The sequence below is a fragment of the Flavobacterium sp. GW823-FHT04A11 genome, assembly GCF_058796535.1.
In genome coordinates this window covers 1,536,391-1,561,207 of the sequence record NZ_CM179503.1, presented here as the reverse complement: position 1 = coordinate 1,561,207, position 24,817 = coordinate 1,536,391, and the positions used below count along the sequence as shown (strand labels likewise).

At 34.4% G+C, this 24,817-nt stretch carries 21 protein-coding genes and 3 tRNA genes; 7 read left to right on the top strand and 17 right to left on the bottom strand.

What is annotated here, in order from left to right:
• Positions 1–137 precede the first annotated feature (137 nt).
• The 3 genes from AC3QL1_RS06840 to AC3QL1_RS06830 form a co-directional block, all read right to left on the bottom strand.
• Positions 138–1,100 carry a DUF6624 domain-containing protein gene (locus AC3QL1_RS06840; RefSeq protein ID WP_492496250.1) on the bottom strand — a complete coding sequence of 321 codons (963 nt, stop codon included), beginning with the start codon at positions 1,098–1,100 and terminating at the stop codon, positions 138–140.
• Between the two features lie 16 nt (positions 1,101–1,116).
• The gene (locus AC3QL1_RS06835) at positions 1,117–1,539 is read right to left on the bottom strand and encodes a toxin-antitoxin system YwqK family antitoxin (protein WP_492496248.1); all 423 of its coding nucleotides are present in this window, start codon (positions 1,537–1,539) and stop codon (positions 1,117–1,119) included.
• A 451-nt stretch (positions 1,540–1,990) separates the two neighbouring features.
• Positions 1,991–3,379, bottom strand: coding sequence for a dipeptidase (locus tag AC3QL1_RS06830; RefSeq protein ID WP_492496247.1), 1,389 nt, complete (start codon positions 3,377–3,379; stop codon positions 1,991–1,993).
• A gap of 108 nt (positions 3,380–3,487) precedes the next feature.
• On the opposite strand from AC3QL1_RS06830, the gene AC3QL1_RS06825 reads away from it, so the two are divergent.
• Positions 3,488–3,569, top strand: a tRNA-Leu gene (locus AC3QL1_RS06825).
• A gap of 71 nt (positions 3,570–3,640) precedes the next feature.
• On the opposite strand, the gene AC3QL1_RS06820 is transcribed toward AC3QL1_RS06825, so the two are convergent.
• Together AC3QL1_RS06820 and AC3QL1_RS06815 are read right to left on the bottom strand one after the other, a co-directional pair.
• Positions 3,641–3,874, bottom strand: coding sequence for a hypothetical protein (locus tag AC3QL1_RS06820; protein WP_492496245.1), 234 nt, complete (start codon positions 3,872–3,874; stop codon positions 3,641–3,643).
• Between the two features lie 115 nt (positions 3,875–3,989).
• Positions 3,990–4,223: a hypothetical protein gene (locus AC3QL1_RS06815; protein WP_492496243.1), complete on the bottom strand. Its 234-nt coding sequence runs from the start codon at positions 4,221–4,223 to the stop codon at positions 3,990–3,992.
• Positions 4,224–4,310: 87 nt separating this feature from the next.
• Here AC3QL1_RS06815 and AC3QL1_RS06810 point away from each other — a divergent pair, with 87 nt between their 5' ends.
• The 3 genes from AC3QL1_RS06810 (at position 4,311) to AC3QL1_RS06800 (ending at position 5,879) form a co-directional block, all read left to right on the top strand.
• Positions 4,311–4,541 (top strand): helix-turn-helix domain-containing protein, encoded by a 231-nt coding sequence (locus AC3QL1_RS06810; protein WP_492496241.1) that lies wholly within the window; start codon positions 4,311–4,313, stop codon positions 4,539–4,541.
• 31 nt (positions 4,542–4,572) lie between these two features.
• Entirely contained in the window at positions 4,573–5,046 is a 474-nt protein-coding gene (locus tag AC3QL1_RS06805) for a YcxB family protein (protein WP_492496240.1), read from the top strand.
• A gap of 407 nt (positions 5,047–5,453) precedes the next feature.
• Positions 5,454–5,879 carry a hypothetical protein gene (locus AC3QL1_RS06800; RefSeq protein WP_492496238.1) on the top strand — a complete coding sequence of 142 codons (426 nt, stop codon included), beginning with the start codon at positions 5,454–5,456 and terminating at the stop codon, positions 5,877–5,879.
• Positions 5,880–5,984: 105 nt separating this feature from the next.
• On the opposite strand, the gene AC3QL1_RS06795 is transcribed toward AC3QL1_RS06800, so the two are convergent.
• From AC3QL1_RS06795 to AC3QL1_RS06745, 11 genes are all read right to left on the bottom strand, one after another.
• Positions 5,985–6,644, bottom strand: coding sequence for an HAD family hydrolase (locus tag AC3QL1_RS06795; protein ID WP_492496236.1), 660 nt, complete (start codon positions 6,642–6,644; stop codon positions 5,985–5,987).
• A 307-nt stretch (positions 6,645–6,951) separates the two neighbouring features.
• Positions 6,952–8,535 carry an MFS transporter gene (locus tag AC3QL1_RS06790; RefSeq protein WP_492496234.1) on the bottom strand — a complete coding sequence of 528 codons (1,584 nt, stop codon included), beginning with the start codon at positions 8,533–8,535 and terminating at the stop codon, positions 6,952–6,954.
• Between the two features lies 1 nt (position 8,536).
• Positions 8,537–9,589: an HlyD family secretion protein gene (locus AC3QL1_RS06785; protein ID WP_492496233.1), complete on the bottom strand. Its 1,053-nt coding sequence runs from the start codon at positions 9,587–9,589 to the stop codon at positions 8,537–8,539.
• 91 nt (positions 9,590–9,680) lie between these two features.
• Complete coding sequence (locus AC3QL1_RS06780) at positions 9,681–10,991, bottom strand: TolC family protein (RefSeq protein WP_492496231.1); 1,311 nt, start codon at positions 10,989–10,991, stop codon at positions 9,681–9,683.
• A 452-nt stretch (positions 10,992–11,443) separates the two neighbouring features.
• The gene (locus AC3QL1_RS06775) at positions 11,444–12,265 is read right to left on the bottom strand and encodes a helix-turn-helix domain-containing protein (protein ID WP_492496229.1); all 822 of its coding nucleotides are present in this window, start codon (positions 12,263–12,265) and stop codon (positions 11,444–11,446) included.
• 492 nt (positions 12,266–12,757) lie between these two features.
• Positions 12,758–12,831 (bottom strand) — tRNA-Asp (locus AC3QL1_RS06770).
• A gap of 429 nt (positions 12,832–13,260) precedes the next feature.
• Positions 13,261–13,334 (bottom strand) — tRNA-Asp (locus AC3QL1_RS06765).
• Between the two features lie 86 nt (positions 13,335–13,420).
• Positions 13,421–14,347: a DUF58 domain-containing protein gene (locus tag AC3QL1_RS06760; protein ID WP_492496227.1), complete on the bottom strand. Its 927-nt coding sequence runs from the start codon at positions 14,345–14,347 to the stop codon at positions 13,421–13,423.
• Positions 14,344–16,917, bottom strand: coding sequence for a M1 family metallopeptidase (locus tag AC3QL1_RS06755; RefSeq protein ID WP_492496225.1), 2,574 nt, complete (start codon positions 16,915–16,917; stop codon positions 14,344–14,346). The genes AC3QL1_RS06760 and AC3QL1_RS06755 overlap by 4 nt, the downstream gene beginning before the upstream one ends.
• Before the next feature lie 277 nt (positions 16,918–17,194).
• Positions 17,195–17,788, bottom strand: a complete 594-nt coding sequence (locus AC3QL1_RS06750; RefSeq protein ID WP_492496223.1) for a hypothetical protein — start codon at positions 17,786–17,788, stop codon at positions 17,195–17,197.
• Positions 17,789–17,837: 49 nt separating this feature from the next.
• The gene (locus AC3QL1_RS06745; protein WP_492496222.1) at positions 17,838–18,365 is read right to left on the bottom strand and encodes a hypothetical protein; all 528 of its coding nucleotides are present in this window, start codon (positions 18,363–18,365) and stop codon (positions 17,838–17,840) included.
• A gap of 203 nt (positions 18,366–18,568) precedes the next feature.
• On the opposite strand from AC3QL1_RS06745, the gene AC3QL1_RS06740 reads away from it, so the two are divergent.
• Both AC3QL1_RS06740 and AC3QL1_RS06735 read left to right on the top strand, forming a co-directional pair.
• On the top strand, positions 18,569–19,276 hold the full coding sequence (locus AC3QL1_RS06740; protein ID WP_492496220.1) for a LytR/AlgR family response regulator transcription factor: 708 nt from the start codon (positions 18,569–18,571) through the stop codon (positions 19,274–19,276).
• Positions 19,273–21,357 (top strand): tetratricopeptide repeat-containing sensor histidine kinase, encoded by a 2,085-nt coding sequence (locus AC3QL1_RS06735; protein WP_492496218.1) that lies wholly within the window; start codon positions 19,273–19,275, stop codon positions 21,355–21,357. Before AC3QL1_RS06740 ends, AC3QL1_RS06735 begins: the two co-directional genes overlap by 4 nt.
• Before the next feature lie 283 nt (positions 21,358–21,640).
• Here the strand turns inward: AC3QL1_RS06735 and trxA are convergent, their stop codons facing one another.
• A complete protein-coding gene (gene trxA, locus AC3QL1_RS06730) occupies positions 21,641–21,958 on the bottom strand; it encodes a thioredoxin (RefSeq protein WP_041516662.1) in 318 nt (105 codons plus the stop codon).
• 239 nt (positions 21,959–22,197) lie between these two features.
• On the opposite strand from trxA, the gene AC3QL1_RS06725 reads away from it, so the two are divergent.
• Positions 22,198–24,657: an AsmA family protein gene (locus tag AC3QL1_RS06725; RefSeq protein WP_492496216.1), complete on the top strand. Its 2,460-nt coding sequence runs from the start codon at positions 22,198–22,200 to the stop codon at positions 24,655–24,657.
• Positions 24,658–24,817: the final 160 nt, after the last annotated feature.

The window sequence follows — 24,817 nt, the reverse complement described above, 5'->3', positions numbered from 1 at the left end:
AGTGGCTAAGATTCTGAGTTGCTGAGTTTTTTTTGCCACAAGTTAAAATGATTTTAAAGTTTTTTTATCATTAAAATAAATTCTTTATTCTTTATTCTTTATTCTTTATTCTTTATTCTTTATTCTTTACTATTATTTTATTTTTTTTGCTGATCAATTTTTTCTAGTTCCGGAAGCTCTTTTTTATAGGCTTCGACGTCCCAGATTATATTCCATTTTTTTACATAATCGACCAATGGTTCAAGGCCAACTTCTGCACGTCTTTTGTCTACTTTGTCAGGATCTTCAAGCGGGGAAATAAACTGTTTTTTCGTTGCTGGATTAGTTGCAATCTGGCTTCCATAAATTTGTTTGCGTCCTTCTCTTAAAGCGACTCTGTCTTCAAGTAAAGCTAACGAACTTGCTTTTGCATCACCTTTTTTTACCGCTTCTCTCATCATAGGCAAGTACTTTTGCTGGTATTTTAAGTCTGAATGTTGTATGACCAAGAATAAAGTTTGATTGGCTTGCGCTCCAATAACGTCTTTTCCTACCCAGCCTTTTTCATCTAGTATTTTAGTGACTTTAATGAGATTTATACTGTCTTTATAAATCATGATTTTTCCAATGCTGTCAACTTGTTTGTTTCCTGAACCTTTCTCTTTATAAATTTTCATGAAATCTCTACGAATATCCTGATCGTCTGCATAAATTTCCAAAAGTTCTTTTTGCAATGGTTTATCATAATTAGCTTCTATCACATCTAGTTTTTTCTGAAGTTTGTTTATTGTCTTATCCCAGTCTTTTTTAGCATGCAAAACTTCAAGATCATTGTCTTTTTTAAGATGAGTAATATTTTCATATCCATTATCAATTGCCAAATTCAGCCAGTTAAATGCCTTTTTATCATCCTTAAACAATGCCGCGGCGCATGCTCCGTTGTATAAATGAGACGAATTTGTATGCTGTATTTTAAATGCTTTTTCAAAATAAGCAACAGATAATTTATACTCTTTTGCATTATAACACGAATCTCCTTTTTGAATAAAATCTTTATACGTTTGAGATTCCATAGAAAAGCAATTCACTAAAATAAAAAAGAAAGCAATTAGTTTTTTCATAAGGTCAGGATTAAGATTATTTTATTTTTTGTTCCGATATCAATTCACCATTATTGTATTTTTTGATTTCGTTTAATTTTCCTTTATCAGAGTAGAATTTCCAATCTCCAAAATAAAACCAGTGTGTTTCTACTGAATTGGTTTCTAATTTTGTTTTTCCTTTTGATTGTACTTTTCCGTTTTCATAATAATATTTTACGGTGCAAATTCCGTTTTTGTATTTCTCGGTTTTATAGATTTTTCCGTTGATGTACGATTTCCACTTTTTTACAGGCTGATCGTGTTTGTAATATTCAAATGATTTGTATCTGACACTATCTTGCTCGTAATTATCAATCCAGACGCCTTCTTTTTTCTTGTCGATTTTCTGATTGATGGGTTTGCTTTTACATCCCAAAAGCATCAGTCCGAAAAATAAGATTATGAAAAGTTGACGCATTTGTTTGTTTTTACTCTACACTTATAGATTTTGTTCTACAAATGTAGAGATTAATTTTTAATATGCAAGAAAAAAGTTTCAAAATTACAAAGGGTCAGCGTTTTTTTTGTTTCATGTTTCATGTTTGCTTCGCCAGTTCGGCTTTCAGCCTCGGCAAGTTTAGACGCACTGCTGTGCGTCTCTACGGAAAACCTTTGTTCCTTTGAACCTCTGAAACTCTGTACCTTTTCTAAGCGTTAGGGATAGAGGCGGTATCCTTTTATGGAATGAAATGGAATAAAAGATATAGCCGAAAGCCCGTCCTCCGCGGCGGAGAACGCCCATAAAAAAATCCGCTCACTTCTGAACGGATTTTATATAATTTGAGATTCATCTTTGTCAAAGTTTTAAACTTTGACAAAGATCTAAATCTTAAAAAACTTTGTGTCTTAGCGCCTTCGTGGCAAAACCATTACTTTGAAAGCTCTACAAAATACTTGTAAAACAACGGAATAGTTTCGATTCCTTTTAAGTAATTGAAGATTCCGAAATGCTCGTTTGGTGAGTGAATCGCATCAGAATCTAAACCAAAGCCCATTAAAATCGTTTTGCTTTTTAGTTCTTTTTCGAACAATGCCACAATCGGGATACTTCCTCCTGAACGAACCGGAATTGCCGGAACTCCAAACGTTTCTGTATACGCTTTGTTTGCTGCCTGATATCCAATGCTGTCAATTGGCGTCACGTAACCTTGTCCACCGTGGTGCGGCGTTACTTTTACGGTAACTCCGGCCGGAGCAATGCTGGTGAAATGTTTTGTAAAAAGATCTGTGATTTCATGCCAATCCTGATTTGGAACCAAACGCATCGAGATTTTAGCAAAAGCTTTGCTGGCAATAACCGTTTTTGCGCCCTCGCCTTGGTATCCGCCCCAGATTCCATTTACGTCTAATGTTGGACGAATCGAGTTGCGTTCGTTGGTTACATATCCTTTTTCGCCGTAAACATCGTTTAAGTCTAAGGCTTTTTTATATTTTTCTAAACTGAAAGGCGCTTTTGCCATTTCGGCTCTTTCTTCAGCAGATAATTCCTGAACTTTATCATAGAAACCTGGAATGGTAATATGATTGTCTTCGTCGTGCAAAGAAGCGATCATTTTTGCCAGAACATTAATTGGGTTCGCCACTGCTCCACCGTATAGTCCTGAATGCAAATCACGATTTGGACCTGTAACTTCAACCTCAACATAACTCAAACCGCGCAATCCGGTCGTAATCGACGGTTGTTGGTTTGAAATCATTCCGGTATCTGAAATAAGAATTACGTCGTTTTTCAGTTTTTCCTGATTGCGTTCTACAAACCAGCTTAAACTTTTCGAACCTACTTCTTCTTCGCCTTCGATCATGAATTTTACGTTACAAGGCAATGTATTGGTTTGAACCATAAGTTCTAACGCTTTTACGTGCATGTACATTTGGCCTTTATCGTCACAAGCTCCACGGGCGAAAATTGCGCCTTCAGGGTGAATTTCTGTGTTTTTGATAACCGGTTCAAAAGGTGGCGATGTCCATAATTCCATTGGATCTGGCGGTTGAACATCGTAATGTCCGTAAACTAAAACGGTAGGTAAATTTGGATCGATTATTTTCTCTCCATAAATAATTGGATAACCCGGAGTATCGCAAACTTCGACTAAATCGCAGCCTGCTTTTGACAAACTTTCTTTAACAGCTTCGGCAGTATCGATAACATCTTGCGAATAGGCAGTGTCTGCACTTACGGACGGAATTTTTAATAATTCGATCAATTCGTTGATAAACCGATCTTTATGTTGTTGAACGTATGACTTTATATTTTCCATTTAAATGATTTTTATAGAATTTCAAAAATACAAAAAATAGAATTAATATTTTTTTTCAAAATTGCTTTGAAAATTCGAACTTATGCTTATCTTTGCACCCACAATTGAGCGGATATGGTGAAATTGGTAGACATGCCAGACTTAGGATCTGGTGCCGCAAGGCGTGTAGGTTCGAGTCCTATTATCCGCACTGAAAAAAAGCTTCTGAGAAATCAGAAGCTTTTTTGTTTTTAGAATGTTTATTTTCTGAGGAACAAAATCTCAACTTTTCTTATATTCAAAATAAGGATTTACAATTTCTGCTAATTCATTCAACCAATTAAAACCTCGCTCTAAATTTTCTTTTTGAGAATTTCTGTTTTCATTTACTTTGCTTAAAGCAATTATATAATTTAATTGTCGAATTGCTTTTGAAAAATTTTCCGGATCTATGGTGTTGTTAAAAAAATCCATTAGTTTCTTTTCTGTTTCTTCTGAAAGATTGTTTTTGCTCATAATTTAAAGTATAAAAATTATTATTTATTATCGGGCTTTCGCCGAAATGATACAGTAATCGCAATATTTGTCATTTCGATCGAAGGGAGAAATCACACTAGATGAAAACCTCATTTCAATCAACATCCAAATAAGGATCTAAAACTTCTGCAAATTTGTTGAGCCAATAAAAATTATCTTCGATGTCTTTTATTTCACATTCGATCGTTTCGCATTCTCTCATTACGGCTAAAGTGAGGACATAATTTACTTTTCGTATTGCCTTAGCCAGATCTTTCGGATCCATAACATCAATCATAAAATCTTTTATTCTGATTTCAACCTCTTTAGGAAAACTTTCTGTAGCCATTGTCTTATTTTTTAGATGCATCAAATATAATACATTTGTACGCATATATGCCTCCTTGTAAAAAATAAATCTTATGACTTTTGAAATATGGATATTTCAGAAGAAACCTTTATTGCCAGTCTTGGAATTCACATTCGACAATTACGTGAAAAGAAAAACTTATCTCAACAAGATTTAGCTGATGACTGCGGTATTCCTAAATCTCAAATAGCAAGAATAGAAAGAGCAAAAATAAACACTACAGTAAAAACGCTTGTGAAAATTGCAAATGCTTTAGATATCGAACCAAAAGAATTATTTGATTTCCCTTTAAAATAAAAACCTTAAATTCAATTTCCACTAACCTGCAATGATTAAAACCAAAAAATTTCAACTCACAAAAAAAGAATATTTCTCATTCCTTCTTAGAATTTTATTAAAAAAGCGATGGTGGCTATTTGCATTTATTTTTTTAATTTCTACTACAATTCTTTTTACTGATAATAAAGATTCGTCTGATAATTTCATAATCATCTTTGGTTTTGCATATCCATTAGTTATAGTATTTCAATTTTGGAGATTTACAAACTCAAAGGAAAACAAAATCATTTTTAACGAAAGACAACATGAAATTTTCTCAGATAGAATCATTTCCCAAATGGGAGAAATATCTGAGAGTACAATTGATGTGAAAAATTTTATAAAAGTTTTAGAATTAAAAGATCTTTACATTTTATATATTTCAAAAGGTCAAACTTTTTTCCTTCCAAAACGAGTTTTTGAAACTCCAGAAGATGAAAATTGGTTTAGAAACGAAGTTTTTTTGAAGATCAAGAATAGGTAATTTCTCCATAAAATAAAAACCTTCCAACACTAAATTGAAAAAATACAGCAGCCTTCATCTAATACAAAAATTTGCAATTGCAATTCCTGTTTTGTCTATTTTAAGCTACCTAACAAAACGTTATGTTGAGAGATTTAGATTTTCTGATGAATTTCGATGGATATATGAATATGGCAGTTTTGGCAGTTTAATGTTAACTTTATTATTTATCGTTCTATCTTTCGCTAATTCTATTTCAATTATATGGGTTTTAAAAATAAAGCTTCTTCCAAAAATTCTATGGTTTCTGTTAAGCTTATCTGTTTGTCTATATTTTAGCTTAGCAATTATATTTCCTATTCTAAGATATTCTTTGTAGACTGAACATCAATTATTTAAAAATTTACTTACTACAAATCTTTATAAAAGTGATTCAATTATCAAAACAAAGAAAAACAGAAATCTTGATCTTCATTATTTTGATAATATTTGGTTCAATCTTTTATCTAAATTATAAAAATCTTCATGTAAAGTTTTACAATAAAACTGGAGAAAATCTTGATTCTTTAGTAATTGCAGGAACTTTTATTGGCGATTTAAAAAATGGAAGTTCAACAGAATATATAAATTACAAGGAATTTCTTTTTGATAGCGGAATCCCATACGAACAAATTAGCGGATTTATAAATGACAAAAAAATATACAAACTCAATTGGAGCGACTGTGGCACAGAGAGAAACAAAGAATCTAAAGGATCCTATATTTTTGACATCAAAAAAGCACAAGACTTAAAGGGAAAACCTTGCCTATATCTCGTTGATCATAATAAAAAAATATTCTGGGAAGATTTTTAATTTTGCTTCGAAAACATAAAAAAACCTCCAGTCAAAACTGAAGGTTATTCAAATTATGCTCATTTTATTTAAATGAACTTATATCTCTTATATGGTTCAAAAATTTTACCCATTTAATATTTCCAAAATCTTATTCACATTGATTTCACTATAATCATTGATATAAAAACTACATGGCGGCAATTGTTTTTTTGTATGCGTGCTCAAAACGCCAACGACTTTCATTCCGGCATTTAATCCCGCTGTAACGCCCGAAAAAGAATCTTCGAAAACAATACAATCAGATGGAGAAACCCCCAAACGTTCTGCAGATTTTAAATAAACTTCGGGATTTGGTTTGTGAAATTTCACGTCTTCGCTAGACATAACCGATTCCATTTTGCCTCCAAATTTCAATGCATTTAAAATAAGATCGAGATTGGCACGCGGAGCCGATGTTGCAACAGCAGTTTTAAAACCACGAGATTTCAGTTCGCTTAAAAATTCCAAATAATGCGGAATCGTTTCGACTTTGTCTTTATAAATATCACGAAACATTCCTTCTTTTTCGTCTTCGAGTTTTATAAGTTCTTCTCCCGCAATTGGGCGCTTGAAAAAATGCGACATAATATATCCATTATGTTTTCCGTACATATGTTCTTCAAACTCTTGTTCTGAGTGTGGAATTTCATATTTATCAAAAAATGCCTCAAAAGCCTTTGCATGATGTGGATTGGTGTGACAAATCACGCCATCCATATCAAAAATAACACATTGCTGCTTCATTATAAATTTTGTTTTAACGGTTGCAAGATAAGGTAATAAAGCGTTATTTCACAGAGATTCACGAAGGTTTCTCGCAAAGATTCGCTGAGTTTTTTTAATCGTGCAGAGTCGCAAAGTTTGTTCTTTCACGCAGATTTAAAAAGATTTAAGCAGATATGCGCAGATAATTATTATAATTCATCAAAAAATAAATCTGCTTAAATCTGCAGAATCTGCGTGAAAAAATCCTTTTAATCTTTCTAATCTGTGGCTATAAATAAAACTTTGCGCCTCTGCTACCGATAGCTATCGGGATTGCGCGATTAAATCAGCCAATCCAAATCTTACTCTTAACCAAAGTAATAGTCTGTCTTAAATGCTGATTACAAGCAATAAGAATAATCAAAATCACCAAACCATATCCTACAATGGTATAAATTTCCATATCGGCCAATAAAGTCGATTGTTTGGTAATGGTTCCGAATAGTTTTTTTAAAGCAAGTGCATTTGACTCGTCAAGCGAATATCCTTTTGCGGCGAAACTCTGTGCTGTTTTAGAGATTGTTTCCTGAGCTTGCGGATTATCGCCTGTGACGAATTGGCTGAGTTTGAGAAAGTGTTTTTTATTTAAAAATGCCATTGCGTTCTGCATCACACAAAACCCAATTGTGCTTCCCCAAAAACGTCCGGAAACCCCAACAATCCCCGAAGAAACCGCCATTTTTGCCGGAACAGAAGATGTGGTAAATAATATCAAGGGCACAAATAAAAACCCAACCCCAATTCCTTGTAAGACATACGGAATGATAATATCTGACAACGCCACATCCGGCACAAAAAGAAACGTAAACCAAAAGTGAAACAGCGCAATAAGCGAAAAACCAATGATAAAAATGATTTTGGTCGAAACAGATTTCATCAGGAAATAAGCAGCTAAAATAAGTCCAATTACGTTTCCTAATCCGTTTATATACTGTACGCCCGCAACTCGGGATGGATCCCAATTCCAAATCGAAAACATCGCCGAATGACACAGACTTAGCGTTGCTCTGCTTATGTAAAAAAGGAAAAACAACAAAAACCCTATGCGAAGATTGGCATATTTAAAAACTTCAAAGTTAAAAGTGGGTCTTTTTACCAAACGTTCTTTAACGATGAATAAACCTCCTGTTATCAAGGAAATTATTAACATTAAAACCATTTGAGAAGAGTCGAACCAGTATTTTTTTTCGGCGTAAACAAAAAAGTAAGCGCCGCAAAGAATCGCCGTTAAAACCAGAATATAACTGATCCAGTCAATTTGATACAACGGAATTTTCTTTGTGATTCGGTGTCCGCGAAAAGTGACTAAGATCAAAAATACATTCAAAACCTGAAGTCCGCCCGAAACATACAACATGTATTTCCAATCGTAATGATCCAGAAACCAAACGGCAATATTCATAATAAAAGGCGTTGACAATAATAGCGAACCGTAATAAAAGGAAAACCCAATTATAATGGCATTTTTAGAATGAAATTGCTCGATCAATAATTGTCTGATCGTGATTACCGGAAGCGCCATTAAGATTCCTTCTGCAATTCTTAGCAATAAAAAAAGATAAAAATTGGTAATATATGCCGATGAAATAATCGTAATTCCGATTAGGGAATAAACCGCCATCAGATAATTTTTTGCCGGGAAAAAACTCGAAAATCTACTTTCGATCAAAATCGTAGCCAGCAAAGTTCCGTACGTAACGCACATCGCAAACTGCAAATCTTCGGGCTCGATGTCCAGAAAACTTGCCGCGTACGTTACGTTTGAGGTATAAACTCCCAATAAAATCATGGAATGCAGCAAACAGACAAACAAAATAGTAATGATTGCCCATTTAGGAACCCAGGATTTAAAAATACTTTTATCTTCCATTTTAGTTGTGTTCCGCAATAACAGTGATATTCATTCCGGCTCTTAAAAAATCAGCTTGTTTATCGGTATCTTTCAATTGAATACGAACCGGAATTCTTTGTTCAATTTTCACGAAGTTTCCTGTTGCATTATCCGGAGGCAATAACGAAAATCTTGCACCGCTCGCAGGCGATAATGAAGTGATTATTCCTTTAAATTCTTTGTTACTTACCGCATCAGCCTGAATTCTCACTTCCTGACCAACGATTAAATATTGCAATTGTGTTTCTTTAAAATTGGCCGTAATCCATTTTTCTTTACTTACGATAGAAAGCAGCGACTGTCCTTCTTTAACCAATTGTCCCGGCTGCAGAATTCTTTTTCCAACCCACCCATCATAAGGTGCGGTAATTATAGTGTACGAAAGAAACAACGCTGCATTATCTGCCAAGGCTTGTTTCGATTCTATAACCGTTTGCATCGTAGGGACATTTGCCTGCGCTTGCGAAGTGCTTAAATTTGAAGACTGAATTCTATCACGCATTTCCTGAAAATGCGCTTGCGCCGATTCGTAATCTGCCTTCACTTTTTCTAATTGTTGTGATGTTGCCGCTTCGTCTTTTACTAAAGCCTGATATCTTTCGTATTCTAATTTTGTTTTCCAAAGATTGGTTTTGGCTGCAGCCAGTTGCGATTCGCCAATTGCAGTAGAACTTGCTGTTGTTGCCACATTTTTCTCAGCCACAACACTGCTTTGTTTCGCGCTTTGAACATCGGCCAGCGCCACATTCAATTTTGATTTGTATTCGCGATTATCAATTACAACCAAAGTATCACCTTTATGCACAAACTGATTTTCTTCAAAACGAACTTCCTGCACATAACCCGTAATTCGTGACATAATTGGCGTTACATATTGTTCCACCTGAGCGTCATTGGTTTCTTCGTGGTTTCTGTTGAATACATAAAACCAAATCCCTAAAATGATTCCGCTTGCCACCAATACGCAGGCAATAATTGTTATTAATACATGAAACGTTCTGTTTCTCTTAGTTTCATTTTTTATCTTAACCATAAACTCTATATCTATTTATTAGTTCTATTCTCTTTACTCTATTCTCTTTACTCTTTACTCTTTCTTCTAACTTCTTGCCTCTATGCTCTTTCTAAATCTCATCTGGCATTATTCCGGCCGTATGAAGCAATTCGTAATGTTTTAAAACGGCGTCTAATCGAGTTGAAATTTTGTTGTACTTTGCCTGAAGTAAAGCATTATCCGCATCGACTATTTCGGTAATTAAAACCAGTTGGTTTAAGTATTTCAACTTTACGATTCGGTAATTTTCATTGGCCAAATCCAAAGCCTTATCAACCACCACAAATTTTTCAAGGATTTCCTGATATTGTGTATGCTCTTTAAAAAGTTGATCCTGAATTTCATCTTTTGTGATTTCAGACTGCATTTTCTGCCATTCAATTTCCGTCGTTGCCTGCTGCACTTTGGTTTTGTTTTTATATAAAGCCGAAATATCAAAATGCGCTTCAATACCAACTTGTCCTAAAGTGTACAAATACGGATTTGGCGGAAAAAATTTATAGTTTGGATAATAAAAACCATAATTCCCGAAGAAATTTACCGTTGGCAGATAATTCCCTTTAACCAATTGCAGTTCGGTTTTTTTAATGTTTAATTCCTGGCTGGCGATTCGCATTTCTTCGTTCTGAAAAGCTTTTTCCAAATAAAAATCATACGGATCCAGGCCATTCATTTTATCAATATTCGATGTTGTATCAATCACAATTTCTTCGTTTTCAGGAAGCTGAATCAAAGTCTTTAAGTCATGCAGTGCAATCTTTATATTTTTAGAATTTGTAAGCGAATTTAATTCACGGTCCGAAAGCTGTAATTCGGCTCTTATAACTTCGTTTTTGGTTACCGTTCCATGTTTTTGAAGTGACTGTACTTCTTTTAATCGGCTTTTTTCTTCTTTAATATTTTCTTCAAAAATCTTCTGAAGTTCCATCATTTTATAAATCGCCAGATAATTGGCCACAACTTCAAGCTCAATATCATTTTCGGTTTTTTCGGTTTTTATTTTCGCAATTTCACTTTCCTGATTCGCAATTTTGATCGCATTATTGATCTTATTCCCCGCGTAAATTGGCATTTTAAAAGTGGAATTCACCTGATAAATTTCAGGAATTGCCTTTGTGACTTCTTTACCATTCAGGAAACCATTTCCTTTAAATTCCGTGATATTGGTAATTCTGGAATACTCGCCGTTTAATTCGATATCCGGCAAGCGGAGTTCTTTTCTTTCTTTGATGTTTTGCTCAGAAAGCGTCGTCTCTAATTGAGATCTAAGGATTTTTTTATTGTTTTCTTTCGCCAGTTTCAGCGCTTCATTCAAAGAAACCGAATGAATTTCCTGAGCCTGTAAACCATTAAATGTCAATATAATTAGAAATATCAACACGATTTTGAGAAAACTATTTTCTGTAGAATTTGTTGTTTTAAGGAACATGAATATATAAATATTTTTAAAGTGCAAAGTTCCTGCATTTTTTCCATGACTGATAATTCTAAAAAGTCAATAACATATTCATATCGGACAAATGTTAAAATTCTAATTTTCGAAAACGTTATATAAAAAATACTGAATAATAGCGCATTAAAAATAGATTTGGTTCTAAGATTTTAAAAGGATTTAAGCAGAGGTGCGCAGATTATTATTTTTTTTATGAAGTAAACTTCTCGCATATTTGGAGATTAAGCCGATTTATTTCTATTGGTTATCTGCAGAATCTGCATTAATTCTAAAGAATCTGCGTGAAATACTTTTTTTCTCTCGCAGATTTAGCAGATTCGGCAGATTTTTTATTTAAATATAATTTCTGCTTGATCTGCTAAATCTGCGAGAGAATAATTTCATCTGCTTTTCAAAATATTCTCCCCGTTTAAATAATCTGAAGGTCTTTGCCCCAGGAATTTAAAGAAAGTATTGCTAAATGTCGGCACGCTGCTGTAACCAACTTCCTGAGCAATTTCTTTGACCGAAAGTTTTCTGTCAAGCAGAAGTTCAATCGCTTTTAGAATTCTTCGAATAGTATAATATTGAATGAAAGACATTTTGAGATCTTTTTGAAACAAGCGATATAAAGATCTTTCGCTAAAACCAAATTCATGCGCCACATCAGCAAACAGAATCGTTTCTCCCAGATTATTTTCGATATAACGCAGGATTTTGCTAAGTCTTTTGTCTTTTGGCTGTGGCAATTCTAAAGGCAAATTTATAGTGCAAATTTGAGGCAGAATTGCTTTGATTGCTTTTGCAATGGTAAAATTGGGAGTTCCTTTTTTAAGATCACCATTCCATCTATTTGTAAAAAGCATCATTTGCAACAGTAAATTATTGACCGGATAAATGCCTTCGATTTGATAAAAAACATCTTCATCTTTTTCAACCGGAAAATACAAATTTCGCATCGTCACACTTTCAGATTTCGGTTCAATACTATGCGCCACCCCACTCGGAATCCAGATAAAATGCCTTGCCGGTAAAAAATAGGATTTGGTTTCGGTTGTGACAAAAACTACATCGCCTTCGGCATACAACATTTGTCCTTTTTCGTGTTTATGCGTCGGCACAAACAATTCTCCCATCAAATCGTGGTGGCAGTAAATGCTTTTTTTATCAGCATCTACTTTTTTGATATAGTATTTATCTAGTTTCTGACCGGAATGTTCCATTGAAGTAATTGAATCTCTTTCGATATATAAATGTAGGGAAATTAAAAAAACTAAATCTCAATATTTTGAAATTCCAAATTCCAAAGCTGGATTGTGTAGATTTAACCGCAAAGTTCTTAAAGCTTATCAAAACCATAGCCAATGGTTTCAACCATTGGAGCGCATACATTGTCTCAATACAAATCATCTCAATGCGTTTCCCAAGGTTGAAACCTCGGGCTGTGTTTTAAATATAACGAAACATAATCCCCAAACCTCATCAAAACCATAGCCAATGGTTTCAAGCATTGGAACACCATACATTGCATAAACAAATCATCACAATACGTTTCCCAAGGTTGAAACCTCGGGCTATGTTTTAAATACAATGAGTGCAAAAACAAAAATTTGAAAGCTTAAAAATTGGAATTTGGAATTTTAAAGAATTTTAATTTGCCGAAAGGCTATAAAACAAAAAAGCCTTTCCGTTAAGAAAGGCTTCTTCCAATATTGCGGTCTGGACGGGACTCGAACCCGCGACCCCATGCGTGACAGGCATGTATTCTAACCAACTGAACTACCAAACCAACTGCGTTATTGTGACTGCAAAAATACAATAGAACTTGGATTCTGCAAGGGTTTTTAGGAATTAAAATTGAGAAATTTTTAATCTACTGATTTTAAATAAATTCCAATCCTCCAAATTCTAAATTCCAATTAAAAACACGGAACTTTCTTCTTTTTAACTGAAAATTACACCCGATTAAAAACAAAAAATCCGCAAAGCTTAAAAAACTTTGCGGACTTTGCGTAAATCTTAACGTCTTTGCGGTTAAAGACAAAAATCAAAAGTGCCTTAAATCAAAAAAGCCATCCACAAAAGTGGAAAGCTTTTCATTGGTCTAACTACTAAACCAGCTACGAGTTACAAATTCGTAGCAAACAACACAACTAATCTTAGATACCGTTTTTGGGCAAAAAAGCCTTTCTTAACAGAAAGGCTTTTCCCAATATTGCGGTCTGGACGGGACTCGAACCCGCGACCCCATGCGTGACAGGCATGTATTCTAACCAACTGAACTACCAAACCTCTGCGTTATTGCGGTTGCAAAGATAGTACAGAATTTCATTTCTGCAAGTGTTTTTATAAAAAAAATTAAATATATTTTTAAATCCTTACCCAAAGTTTTGTTTTTCAACTAAATATGTAGTCAGAATTTTTTCAAAATTGTCACCTACATTCACCGGAACGTACTTGATTTGGTTCTTTGCGCAGGTTAAAGCCAGTTTCTTAAAGTAGTCTTCTGTCCTTTTTTCATATTCTGCTTTTACATTATCGGCAAAAATAGATACTTCTTCGCCAGATTCTAAGTCGATAAACTTTCTTGGGGTATTATCAAAGTCAAATTTAAGCTCTGTTTCGTTATCCACAACATGAAATAAAACCACTTTATGCTTGTTGTGTTTTAAATGTTGTAAAGCGTTAAATAACTTCTCATCATCTTCAGACTGAAACATATCCGTAAACAAAATAATCATCGAACGGCGATGCATTTTCTCTGCAATTTGATGCAAATAGGTAATTGTATCAGTACTTTTTTTAACTTTTGGCTGTTCTAACAACTGCTCTAACTTATTAAGGAGCATTCTGTGATGGCGATCACTTCCTTTTTCGGGAGCGTAATATTCGTAACTGTCTGAGAAAACGCTTAAACCAACTGCATCACGCTGTTTCTTTAAAATATTCATTAAAACTGCCGATGCCAAAACCGCAAAACCAATCTTCTTTTCATAAAAAGGCTGACCAGATTTTAGTTCCGGATAATGCATTGACGACGAATTGTCGACAATAAGATGACAGCGCAAATTGGTTTCTTCCTCAAAACGTTTGGTGTACAAACGATCTGTTTTGGCAAACAATTTCCAGTCAATATGTTTCGTGCTTTCTCCGGCGTTATATACTTTATGTTCAGCAAATTCTGCAGAAAATCCATGAAACGGACTTTTGTGCATTCCGGATATAAAACCTTCTACAACCTGATTTGCCAGCATTTCAAGATGCTGAAAACTCGAGACTTTCTCTATTTCCGTTTCAATTTTCATTCGGTTTCTTTTTTAATATTTTGTGCGCGATACAAAGCGTCTGTCGCCTGAAATAATTTTCGTTTTAATATCGGACTAAAATTAGGGTTTTCTTTTAAGAATCGCTGTACTTCATCAAAAGCATATTTCGAACTATAACGGCCAATTGTTCCGCTTAGCCAGTCTTTTGGGAAAAATATATCGCCGGTTCGCTGAATTTCATCTGTCAAATCCAAACAAAATCTCAAATGTTTCTGAGCACTTTCCTGACGCAACGGATGATGAATATTACCTAAAGCCGACAAAACCCACGATTCTTTTTCTCTGTTTTTCTCTTCTTTTAAAGATTCCATAAAAGCGTCGCGAACCGATTCTTCTTTTGATAATGAAGGCAATAAAAACTCAAATCGCTTTTGTCTGTCCGGATTTGTGATCGCTTTTTGTGCTTTCGTTAAAATTTCATCTGCTTTTTCATGCTTAAAGATAGCCAAATTCATCGCTATATTGGTGTAATCATCTTCGTTAAATTTCAGGTTTTGAATCACAATTTCTTTGTTCCAGATTTGATATAACTTGGCTTTCGCCGAATACGAATACGCAATTGAGCTGAATAAATTAAATAATGTCTTTTTAATATTTCCTGGCAAATTGGTTTGCAGGCGATTATAAACTATATCTTCAAATTGTTTCTGAGTTGCATTTTGCTGCTTTTCGGTTAGAAATCTCCAAAAAACAGCACTCGCATTATTTGTCAGTATTTTTAAAACCAATTCATTTTCTTCGTGTTGAATTCCGTTTAAAAAACAATCAAAAGCTTTATTCGGCGCAACATTTCCCGTTAAGGTATTTTCATAAACATTACTATATGTAGAAGCTCTTGCAACCTCATCTTTCAAATTTGCAATGTATTTTAAATTATCCCCGTCAAGCGGAAAAACGCCGTATCCAAAACCATTATAATTATAAATGATATTCAACGGTTTTTCAAGCCCGATTACTTCTTTTAAAACGGTCTTTTTATCGTTTACAGCAACATCAATTACTTTGACAGTATCTTTATAAACCAAACCAATCTGAAAAACCTGAAGCCAGATATTCTTTGATTTGTCTTCTGCTTGCTGCAAAATTTCAAACTTCTTGATTCGGTTTTTTGAATCGTATTCTATTTTGTCTGTAAAAATGGCTCTTCCGGATTTGTTGACCCAGACTTCGCTCCATTTTTTCATGTCGAGCGGCGTTTCTGCGTCCAGAATTTCTACGAGATTATTCCAGTCGGCATTGTCGTTGGCGTATTTTTTAATGTATTTTTCAATTCCTTTTTGAAAGGGTTCTTTTCCCATTGTGGCTTCCAATTGACGCATCATAATAGGCGCTTTATTGTAAATAATACTTCCATAAAGGGAACCGGCATCTTTCAAATTGGCTAAATGCTGTTTTATCGGGTGTGTGCCCAAAGACCGATCTTCGGCGAAAGCCCCGGAATAATGCGTTGTAAAAAACTGCAGATTATGATTGATCTTCGGAAAAATTGGATTCATGATTTTGTCTGCCATAAAATTGGCAAACACTTCTTTCATCCAGACGTCGTCAAACCATTTCATCGTCACCAAATCGCCAAACCACATGTGCGAAGTTTCGTGAGCAATTAATTTGGCGCGGCTTAATTTTAATTCATCAGTTGCTGTATTATCCAGAAACAAAGCCGATTCTCTGTACTGAATGGCGCCAACATGCTCCATTCCGCCATATTGAAATTCAGGAATCGAAGCAAAATCCAGTTTCCGAAACGGGAATTTATAATTGGTATATTTTTCTAAAAATTCTAAAGATTCCTGATGTAAATTAAAAATCGTATCCGTGCTTATTCGGAGTTTTTCGGCATTGTTTTCACGATACAACATGGTCATTTCGCGATTTCCCGGTTTTTGAGTTACGGTTTTAAATTCTCCGGCAACAAACGAAAACAAATAGGTACTAATTTTGTCTGATTCGGCAAATGTGTAATTTATAAATTCGCCTTTTTCAATTTTATCTTTTACTTCGGCTCCAGCCAAAACAGACCAGTCTTTCGGAACCGTCAAACTTAATTGATAAGTGGCTTTTATATCCGGCTGATCAAAACACGGAAACAACGTACTCGCACGATCGGGAACCAATAAAGTGTATAAATAATCATCGTTTCGGTTTAAGGATAAATTGCCGGCGATAAACGAAATTGTCACTTTGTTTTTGCCTAAAATCAAGCTTTCAGCAGGAATAATAATGTGCCCTTTTTCATGTACAATGGCAATATTTTTTCCGTTGGCTTCAATAGATTTTATGTTTTGGGTATTCTCTTTAAAATCTAAATACAAAGGCTCGCTTAAATCAGACAACGTAAAATCAACAGTTAAATTGGAGTTGATTTCATCATTTTTCTTCTCTGGAATTTCAAACAAAAGCTCGTAATTTACACTCGAGATTTGCTGCTTCCGAAAAATAGCCAATTCTTCTGAAACGCCATTTTCTAAAAGAACGCTTTCTTTTTGCTTTTGAGAAAAACCAATTGTTACGATCGTAAAAAGGCAAAGAAAGCTGTAGAAGATTTTCATTTTTAGAGAATATAAGATTCGTAAAAATAAAAAAAGTTTGCCACGAATTTCACGAATTTTCGCGAATATTTATTTGGATAGTTGCTAAATTTTCACGCAGATTGTAAAAGATTTAAGCAGATTTGCACAGATTTTTATTTATAAGTCATATCAAAAATCCGCTTTAATCTGCCAAATCTGCGTGAAAAAAAATCCTTTTTAATCTGTGGCAAAAACAAAAAAAGGCCTGACTTGCGTCAAACCTTTTTTCAAACGTACTAAATCAAATTATCAAAAATTATTCGGTTTGTTGAAATTTAAAAGTCATATCTCCTGCGTAATAAGTATTGCGGGCATTTGTAGGGAAAAGAGTTTCTGCCGCTGTACTTGAAATATATGCATAACCTGTAATAGTAATATTTCCGGCTACGATAGGATATGTCGCCGCAGATCCGTCAGTTTTTGTTCTGTTAATCCAGTCATCGCTGTTTACTGTAAAAAAGTATTCTTTGTCTTTTGTTAAAGCAATTGGCGTGATGGCTTTTTCTATACTAACATTTGCTGTAGTTACATTTATAGTTTCAGATTTAATTACTGTTTTTGTTGCAGCATCCCATAAGGTAATTCTCAAAGTTGGGTTTGTATCCGGAATTTTCACAATCAAAGAGTTAATTTTTCCGGTTACAGTTGGTTTAAAGCTAAAACCGTACTCATAAATTCCTGAGTTTTTTACATCTACCGCTTTTTGGCTAAATCCTGAACCTGCCATATACGCGTCAAGAGGATTTTCTTCGTTATATTTTACCGAATCCGATTTGTCGTTATCACTGCTGCATGAAACTGCAAAAATGGAGATCGTAAAAAGAGTTAAAATGGTTTTTAAAGTCTTCATAATAATATTATTTACCTGGTTCTTATTTGGTTTTTATTGCTATTTTTATTTATTGCTGAATGTTAAAATGTGCACAAACTTCTTCGTAGCTCATTTTAGAATAATCTGTTTTTACAGCTTTTGATGTCGCAGCGGCAACTCCACCCGGAATCAAAATATAACGCCAGCTAAGCGTTGTTGGAAGATTTACAGTTCCTCCGGCGTCATGTCTAAATCTGAATAATTTGATTTTCTTTAAAGTAGAAATAGCTGTAATTGTATTAGCAAATCCACCTGCAGTTGATGTGTAAGGCAAAGTATAAGTTCCTGATCCAAAAGAAACATAAACCAATACGGTTCCTTTTGAAAGAATATCTTCTGATAATTCAGGGGCATTAATCGTAGTAGACATTCCCGAAGTTCCATCTACGGTTTCTGCAACAGCCGTTGGAGCTGTTAACCATGCGCTGTAAATTACGTTTGCCGTTCCCGGTTTCCCATCCACTCCGTTAGTTCCGTCAGCGCCGTCATCACTGCTGCATGAAATGGCAAAAATTGCGATAGAAAAAAGAGTTAGAATGGTTTTTAAATTTTTCATAATAATTGAGTTTAAAATTTTATTAATTGGTTCTTATTTAGTTCAATAACATTATTTTTGTAATAGCCATCCAAGTAAAAATTTTGTTTATTTTTGGCTGATGAATTAATTACAGGACAAATTTGCGTGATTAAAACAGGCCTGAAAACAGCTAATAGACAGACGACATTTTAAATAGACAGACGACGTAAAATCAACTTATAATGACTAACAAATACTCTTGTATTATTATTGATGATGATGAAATAGACAGGTTAACGGTGGTTTCGTTTGCCAAAAAATTTCCTGTTCTCGACATTGTAGGTGTTTTTGAATCGGCAGAAGATGCGCTTCCGTTTATCGAAAAAGAAAAAATAGATATCTTGTTTCTGGATATTGATATGCCGGGTTTAAGCGGAATCGAGTTTAGAAAAAAAGCACTTGAAATTCCGGTTTGTATTTTTATAACCGCACATCCTGAACATGCCGTTGAAAGTTTTCAGATAGAAACCCTCGACTTTATCGTAAAACCTTTAAAACTCGATCGTTTTACACAAACGGTAAGTCGCATTGAGGAGTTTATGGAAATTAAACTCAAAGCATTGCTTTTTGAAGCCAGCATTGGCGGCGATACTATTTATATTAAGGAAGGACACGAACAGACGAAAGTCAAATTGCATGAAATTTTATATCTCGAAGCTTTAAAAGATTATACCTTAATTATAACAGATAAAAAAAGGCATTGCGTTTTATCGAGCATCGGCAATCTTTTGAAGGAAAATCATTTTCAGTCTTTTATTAGAATTCATCGAAGTTTTGCGGTGCAGAAACAGTTTATCCAAAAGATAAATTCTTCTGAAATTCTGCTCAATAATAATATTTCGATTCCCGTTGGCAGAAGTTATAAGGAAAACCTAAACCTTCTGGCATGAAACAAATCTGGATTTTGTTTTTGTATTGCTTTCCAATTCTGGTTTTTGCACAACAAGAACCTAATTTAGCACGCTATCAAAGTCCGGATGAAAAAGTCAAAATATGGCTAAAATATACTAATGACCTTTTAGACGCTGAAGATTATCCCAGACTTATAATTGCTACGCAAAAAGGAATTGAAGTGGCTAAAAATCATCCGGCCTATTTAAGCCGGTTTTATCTTTATCAGGGAGTTGCCTATGAATTTAGCAACAATCAATATCAAAAAGCATTAGAGAATTATGAACTTTCCTGGAAATATGCCAAAAGTTCTAAACATCTTAAAAATGAAACTACTGCCTTAATGCGGCTCAATTATATTTACTATTCCCTTAACGCTACATCAAAAAGAGAAAAGTTAATAGGCTACATCAAAAAAGTACTGGACACCACAAAAAGCACTTACACTCAGGCTGTTCTTAACGGAAGCCTTGGAGAATATTATCTTGACAAATCAGAATATGAAACGTTTATTGGTTATCAGTTAAAAGCGATAACGTATAAAAAACTGATTCCGAAAGATGATGTAAATGATGAAAATATCGGGGTTTCGTATAGCCAGATTGCAAGCGCTTACATCAAAATGAAGCAATATAACAAAGCAATCGAATACTTAAACGAGGCAAAACAGTATGTAAAAAACTCCCCGTATGTTAGTGCTTTTTTATGCGATTATTATATGCAGTGTTTTGTAAATCAGAAAAAACTTGACAGCATTCAAAAGTATTATCGCTTAATTTATACCTATCCAACCTCAAAAGATTCCTTGTTTCTTAATTTGAGTTTTGCCAATAGAAATGTAGCAGAATATTATGCGAATCAAAGCCAATTGAACAGCGCTTATAAATATGCTAAAAAAGCCGTTTTACTGGGAGAAAAATCGAATGATGAAGAAATTCTAATGGAAGCCAACACCATAATGGGAAGGGTTTTGTATGAGAAAAAAGACTATAAAAAAGCCATTGAAACCCTGAAACTGGCCTCAAAAAACGCTTTAACTTATGATAAAGAATCCTATGTAATTATCAATAAAAAATTAGCACAAAGTTATGCCGCTTTGGGACTTTGGCAGGAAGCGTTTCATTATAACGAAATATACAGTAAATATAATGATGAAATAATGCAGGAATCGGCGAAACAAAATATTGCCAATGCCGAAGCGCGTTATCAAAACAAAACCAAAGGACAGGAAATAAAAAACCTTTCGGCTCAAAATACCATTAAAAACATTCAGATTGCCGATGCCAAAAAGCAGCGTTTCTATTTAATTTCGGGAATTATTCTCGTTGGAATTATTGGATTATTACTTTTCAGGCAGAATCAAAACAGAAAAAAAACCAATCAGAAATTACAGCTTTTAAATCAGGAATTGGACGAAGCCAATAAAATCAAGGCACGCTTTTTTGGAATTTTAAATCATGATTTACGAAGTCCGGTTTCGAATTTAATTCACTTTCTGCATCTTCAAAAAGAAAATCCTGAATTGATTGATGAAGCCACCGCTTTAAGAATGCAGACAAAAGTAATTTCAGGAGCCGAAAATCTATTATCGTCGATGGAAGATATTTTATTGTGGAGCAAAGGCCAAATGGAAAACTTTAAACCGCATTCTCAAAAAATAGCGATTGCGGATTTGTTTGATGAAACGCAAAAACATTTCTCAAGTGTAGAAAACATAGCACTTTCATTTGAAAATCCTCAGAATGTTATTTTAGAAACAGACGAAAATTACCTGAAAACCATCATTAGAAACTTAACCGGAAATGCCATAAAAGCATTGGATAAAACCTCAAACGGAAAAATAATCTGGAAAGCCTGGCAGGAAAATAACCAAACTTATCTGTCGATTACAGACAACGGCTCGGGCGGAACTCAGGAACAATTCAAAGCCCTTTACGACGACTCACAAGTTATCGGAATCAAATCTGGCTTGGGATTGCATTTGATTCGGGATTTGGCAACGGCTATAAATTGCAAAATCGAAGTAAAATCTCAGCAAGATTCAGGAACTACTTTTATTTTAAAGTTTGCCGGAAATTAAAAAAGTTCGCCACGACCCGAGCAATAGCGAATAGGCGAAGCAATTCACGAATTATTATTCTGAAACCGCTCAAAAATTTAGCCACAGATTAAATGATTCTCACAGATTAAAAAAATCATTTTAATCCTTTAATCTGTGGCAAAAAATAACTTCATGAAAATTAGTGCAATTCGTGGCAAAAAAATCTTTTTAATCTATATAATCTGTGGCAAACAAAACTTTACCCCAATAAAAAAGGCCTGACTTTCGTCAAACCTTTTTTATATAAATCATAATCTTACGATTACAACAAAGCGTCTAAGCTATCAGCGTAAGTTTGTTTCGGAGCAACTCCTACTTGTTTACCTACTACTTCACCGTTATGAAAAACCAAAACGGTAGGTATGTTACGCACACCATATTTTGCAGCAAATTCCTGGTTAGCATCTACATCTACTTTACCAACCACAACTTTACCTGCATATTCTTCGCTGATTTGGTCAATGATTGGACCAACCATTCTACAAGGACCGCACCATGCTGCCCAAAAGTCAACCATTACTGGTTTATCTGATTTTAAAACTACTTCGTCAAAAGTAGCATCTGTTATTGCTAATGCCATAATTTCCTTATTTTAAATTTATCGTTTGAACTAAATCTCAAACTACAGTACAAATTTAAAAATTAAAAACCATTCAAACACCATTCACAAATTAGTTTTCATTATAAATGCATTGTCATTTATTATATTAATCCCATGTTTTTAAATTGTAATCTTAAACTTATATAATATTAAGCGTTATAATTTTAAAAATAACGTCATTTTTTTACCTTACCTTTAATATTCCAGAAACGGCATTCATGAAAGCACTTTTACACCACATAAAAAGCTTTTTGCAATCCTCTCATTTTAAAATATATGCCAAACGATTTGGCTTTTTTATTTTGGGATGCATTGCGTTTGTGCTTATTGCTTCCGGCGCATTATCGCTTTATTTTAATCAGAATAAAACCGAAATCATTGCCAAAATCAACACCAAGATTAATGAAAACATCAACGGAAAATTTCATGTTGGCGATTTTCAATATAAGTTTCTAACCGGTTTTCCCAACTTTACTTTAGCTTTAAAAGATGTCGAAATCAAAGACAATCAGTGGAATATTCACAAACATACTTTACTGAAAGCCAATGAAATAGAAGTGCGTTTAAATGTTTGGAGTTTAATTCAAAACGAAATCAACATTCACAAAATGCTCATAAACGAAGCCGATGTGTATGTTTATAAAGCCGAAAATGGCTATTCGAACGCTAATATTTTTAAACCAAAGAAGAAAAAATCGCCCGAAGATAAATCTCAAACCGAAACTTCCATAGATCAGGTTGATCTCAACAACGTTCATTTTACTTTAGACAATCACGTTGGACACAAATTATTTGATTTTGATATCGAAAGTTTAAAATCGAAAGTCGATTTTCATGGAGATGACTGGCACACCGATGTTTTCCTGAAAACCAATATCAAAAGTCTGGCTTTTAATACCGTGCACGGAAGTTTTGCGAAACAAAAAATACTCGAAGGCAGTTTTGCCGTTTCTTATTCTGATGAAAAAGAAAGAATTGATGTTGCTACAAAAAACCTCAAAATAGGAACAGATTCTTTTGACATTCTTGCTTTTTTTAACCTCGCCAAAGGCAACGCACTTTTCGGAATCAATATTACAACGACCATTTTATGGCAAAATGCTTCCAATTTATTATCTGCAAACATTAGTTCTAAGCTTAACCGATTTGATTTAAAAAAAGAAATCGACGTGAATTGCGACATAAAAGGTGATTTTAATGCCGAAGGAGATCCGAAAATTGTCGTTCAGGCAGAAATTAGAAACAACGAAGTCAGCATTCCAGACGGATTAATTACCGATTGTAGTTTTAAAGGCATTTTTACCAATAATTTTAAACCAAAAGACGGTTTTAACGACGCAAATTCGGCTGTGATTTTAACCCGCTTTTTGGGTAAATACAAAAATATTCCCCTTACAATTCCGCAAGCTGTTATTAATAATTTAGAAAAACCATTGGCAACCGGAATCGTAAATTCTGATTTTGATATTGACAACCTCAACGAAGAAAACACCGAAAAATGGATTCATTTTACTGAAGGTCACGCTGCTGCCAACTTAAAATTTCAGTTTGATATTGTCGATTTGTACATTACAAAACCACGTTTTATAGGCGATGTAAATATCAAGGATGCCTCTTTTCATTTTATTCCGAAGAATCTTCATGCCGAAAAAATCAACGTTCAGCTCGACTTTACAGAGAAAGCTTTATTGATTAAAAAAATTGCCTATAAACACAACAAAAACATTTTTTATCTGGAAGGCAAAATCGACAATTTTCTGAATTTGTATTATGACGCGCCAGAAAAAATGGTCGTAAATTGGGACATTTATTGCCCAAATATCGATTTGAAACAGTTTTTGGGTGTTTTAACCAATACGCAAAAAAAGAAGGTAACGGCAAAAAAAGCCTCAATGTCTGACCAATTGCGCAACGCCATCGAAAAATGCATTGTAGACATCAACATCAAAGCCGACAAAATAAACTACAATAAACTAACGGCAACCAACACAAAAGCAACGATACAAATGATTGATTCAAGGCTTGTGATTAAAAACGGTTCGCTGCAAACTTCCGGCGGAACCATTACTTTTAATACCACCGTTTCGCCAAATGGCAAGAACTATAATTTTGTCTCAAACGCGCAGGTAAATAGTGTTGATATTGCGAGTTTTTTAGCTTCGTTCAACAATTTCGGAATCACTTCTTTTAGTCCCAAAAACATAAAAGGCAGGTTGAGTAGTCACGCCAATGTGAGCGGTTTTATCAACGGCCGTGGTGAATTACTGACCAATTCTATGCACGGAAAACTCGATTTTAAAGTCACTCAGGGCGCTTTACTCAATTTTGAACCTATTGTAAAAGTGGGCAAATTTGCCTTTCCTTTTCGCGATGTCCAGAATATAACCTTCAGCGATCTGTCTGGAAACCTCAACATGCGCGGCGAGCAAATCGATGTTAACAACCTCATTATCAGTTCGAGTGTGCTCAACTTAGACATTAACGGAATTTATTCTTTTGGCCGAGGCACCAATCTCGCCCTCACCGTCCCGCTCCGAAACTCTAAAAACGACGCCAAACTCGCCAGCCAAGCCGAACGCGACGCCGTTCGCGACCGCGGAATTGTCCTGCATTTAATCGCGCTGGATGATGAAGGTAAAATGAAAATTAAGTGGGGAAAGAAGGATAAGGAGAAATAATAACAAACTATTTCACACCATATTGTAATTGCGAGGAACGAAGCAATCTCACTTGCAAAATCGTCAAAGATTATAAAACGCTGATCAGAAATGATTGGCGTTTTTTATGAATAAATAATCAGTTAATATCCCGTTGAAAACTAAAATTTAATGAGGCCAA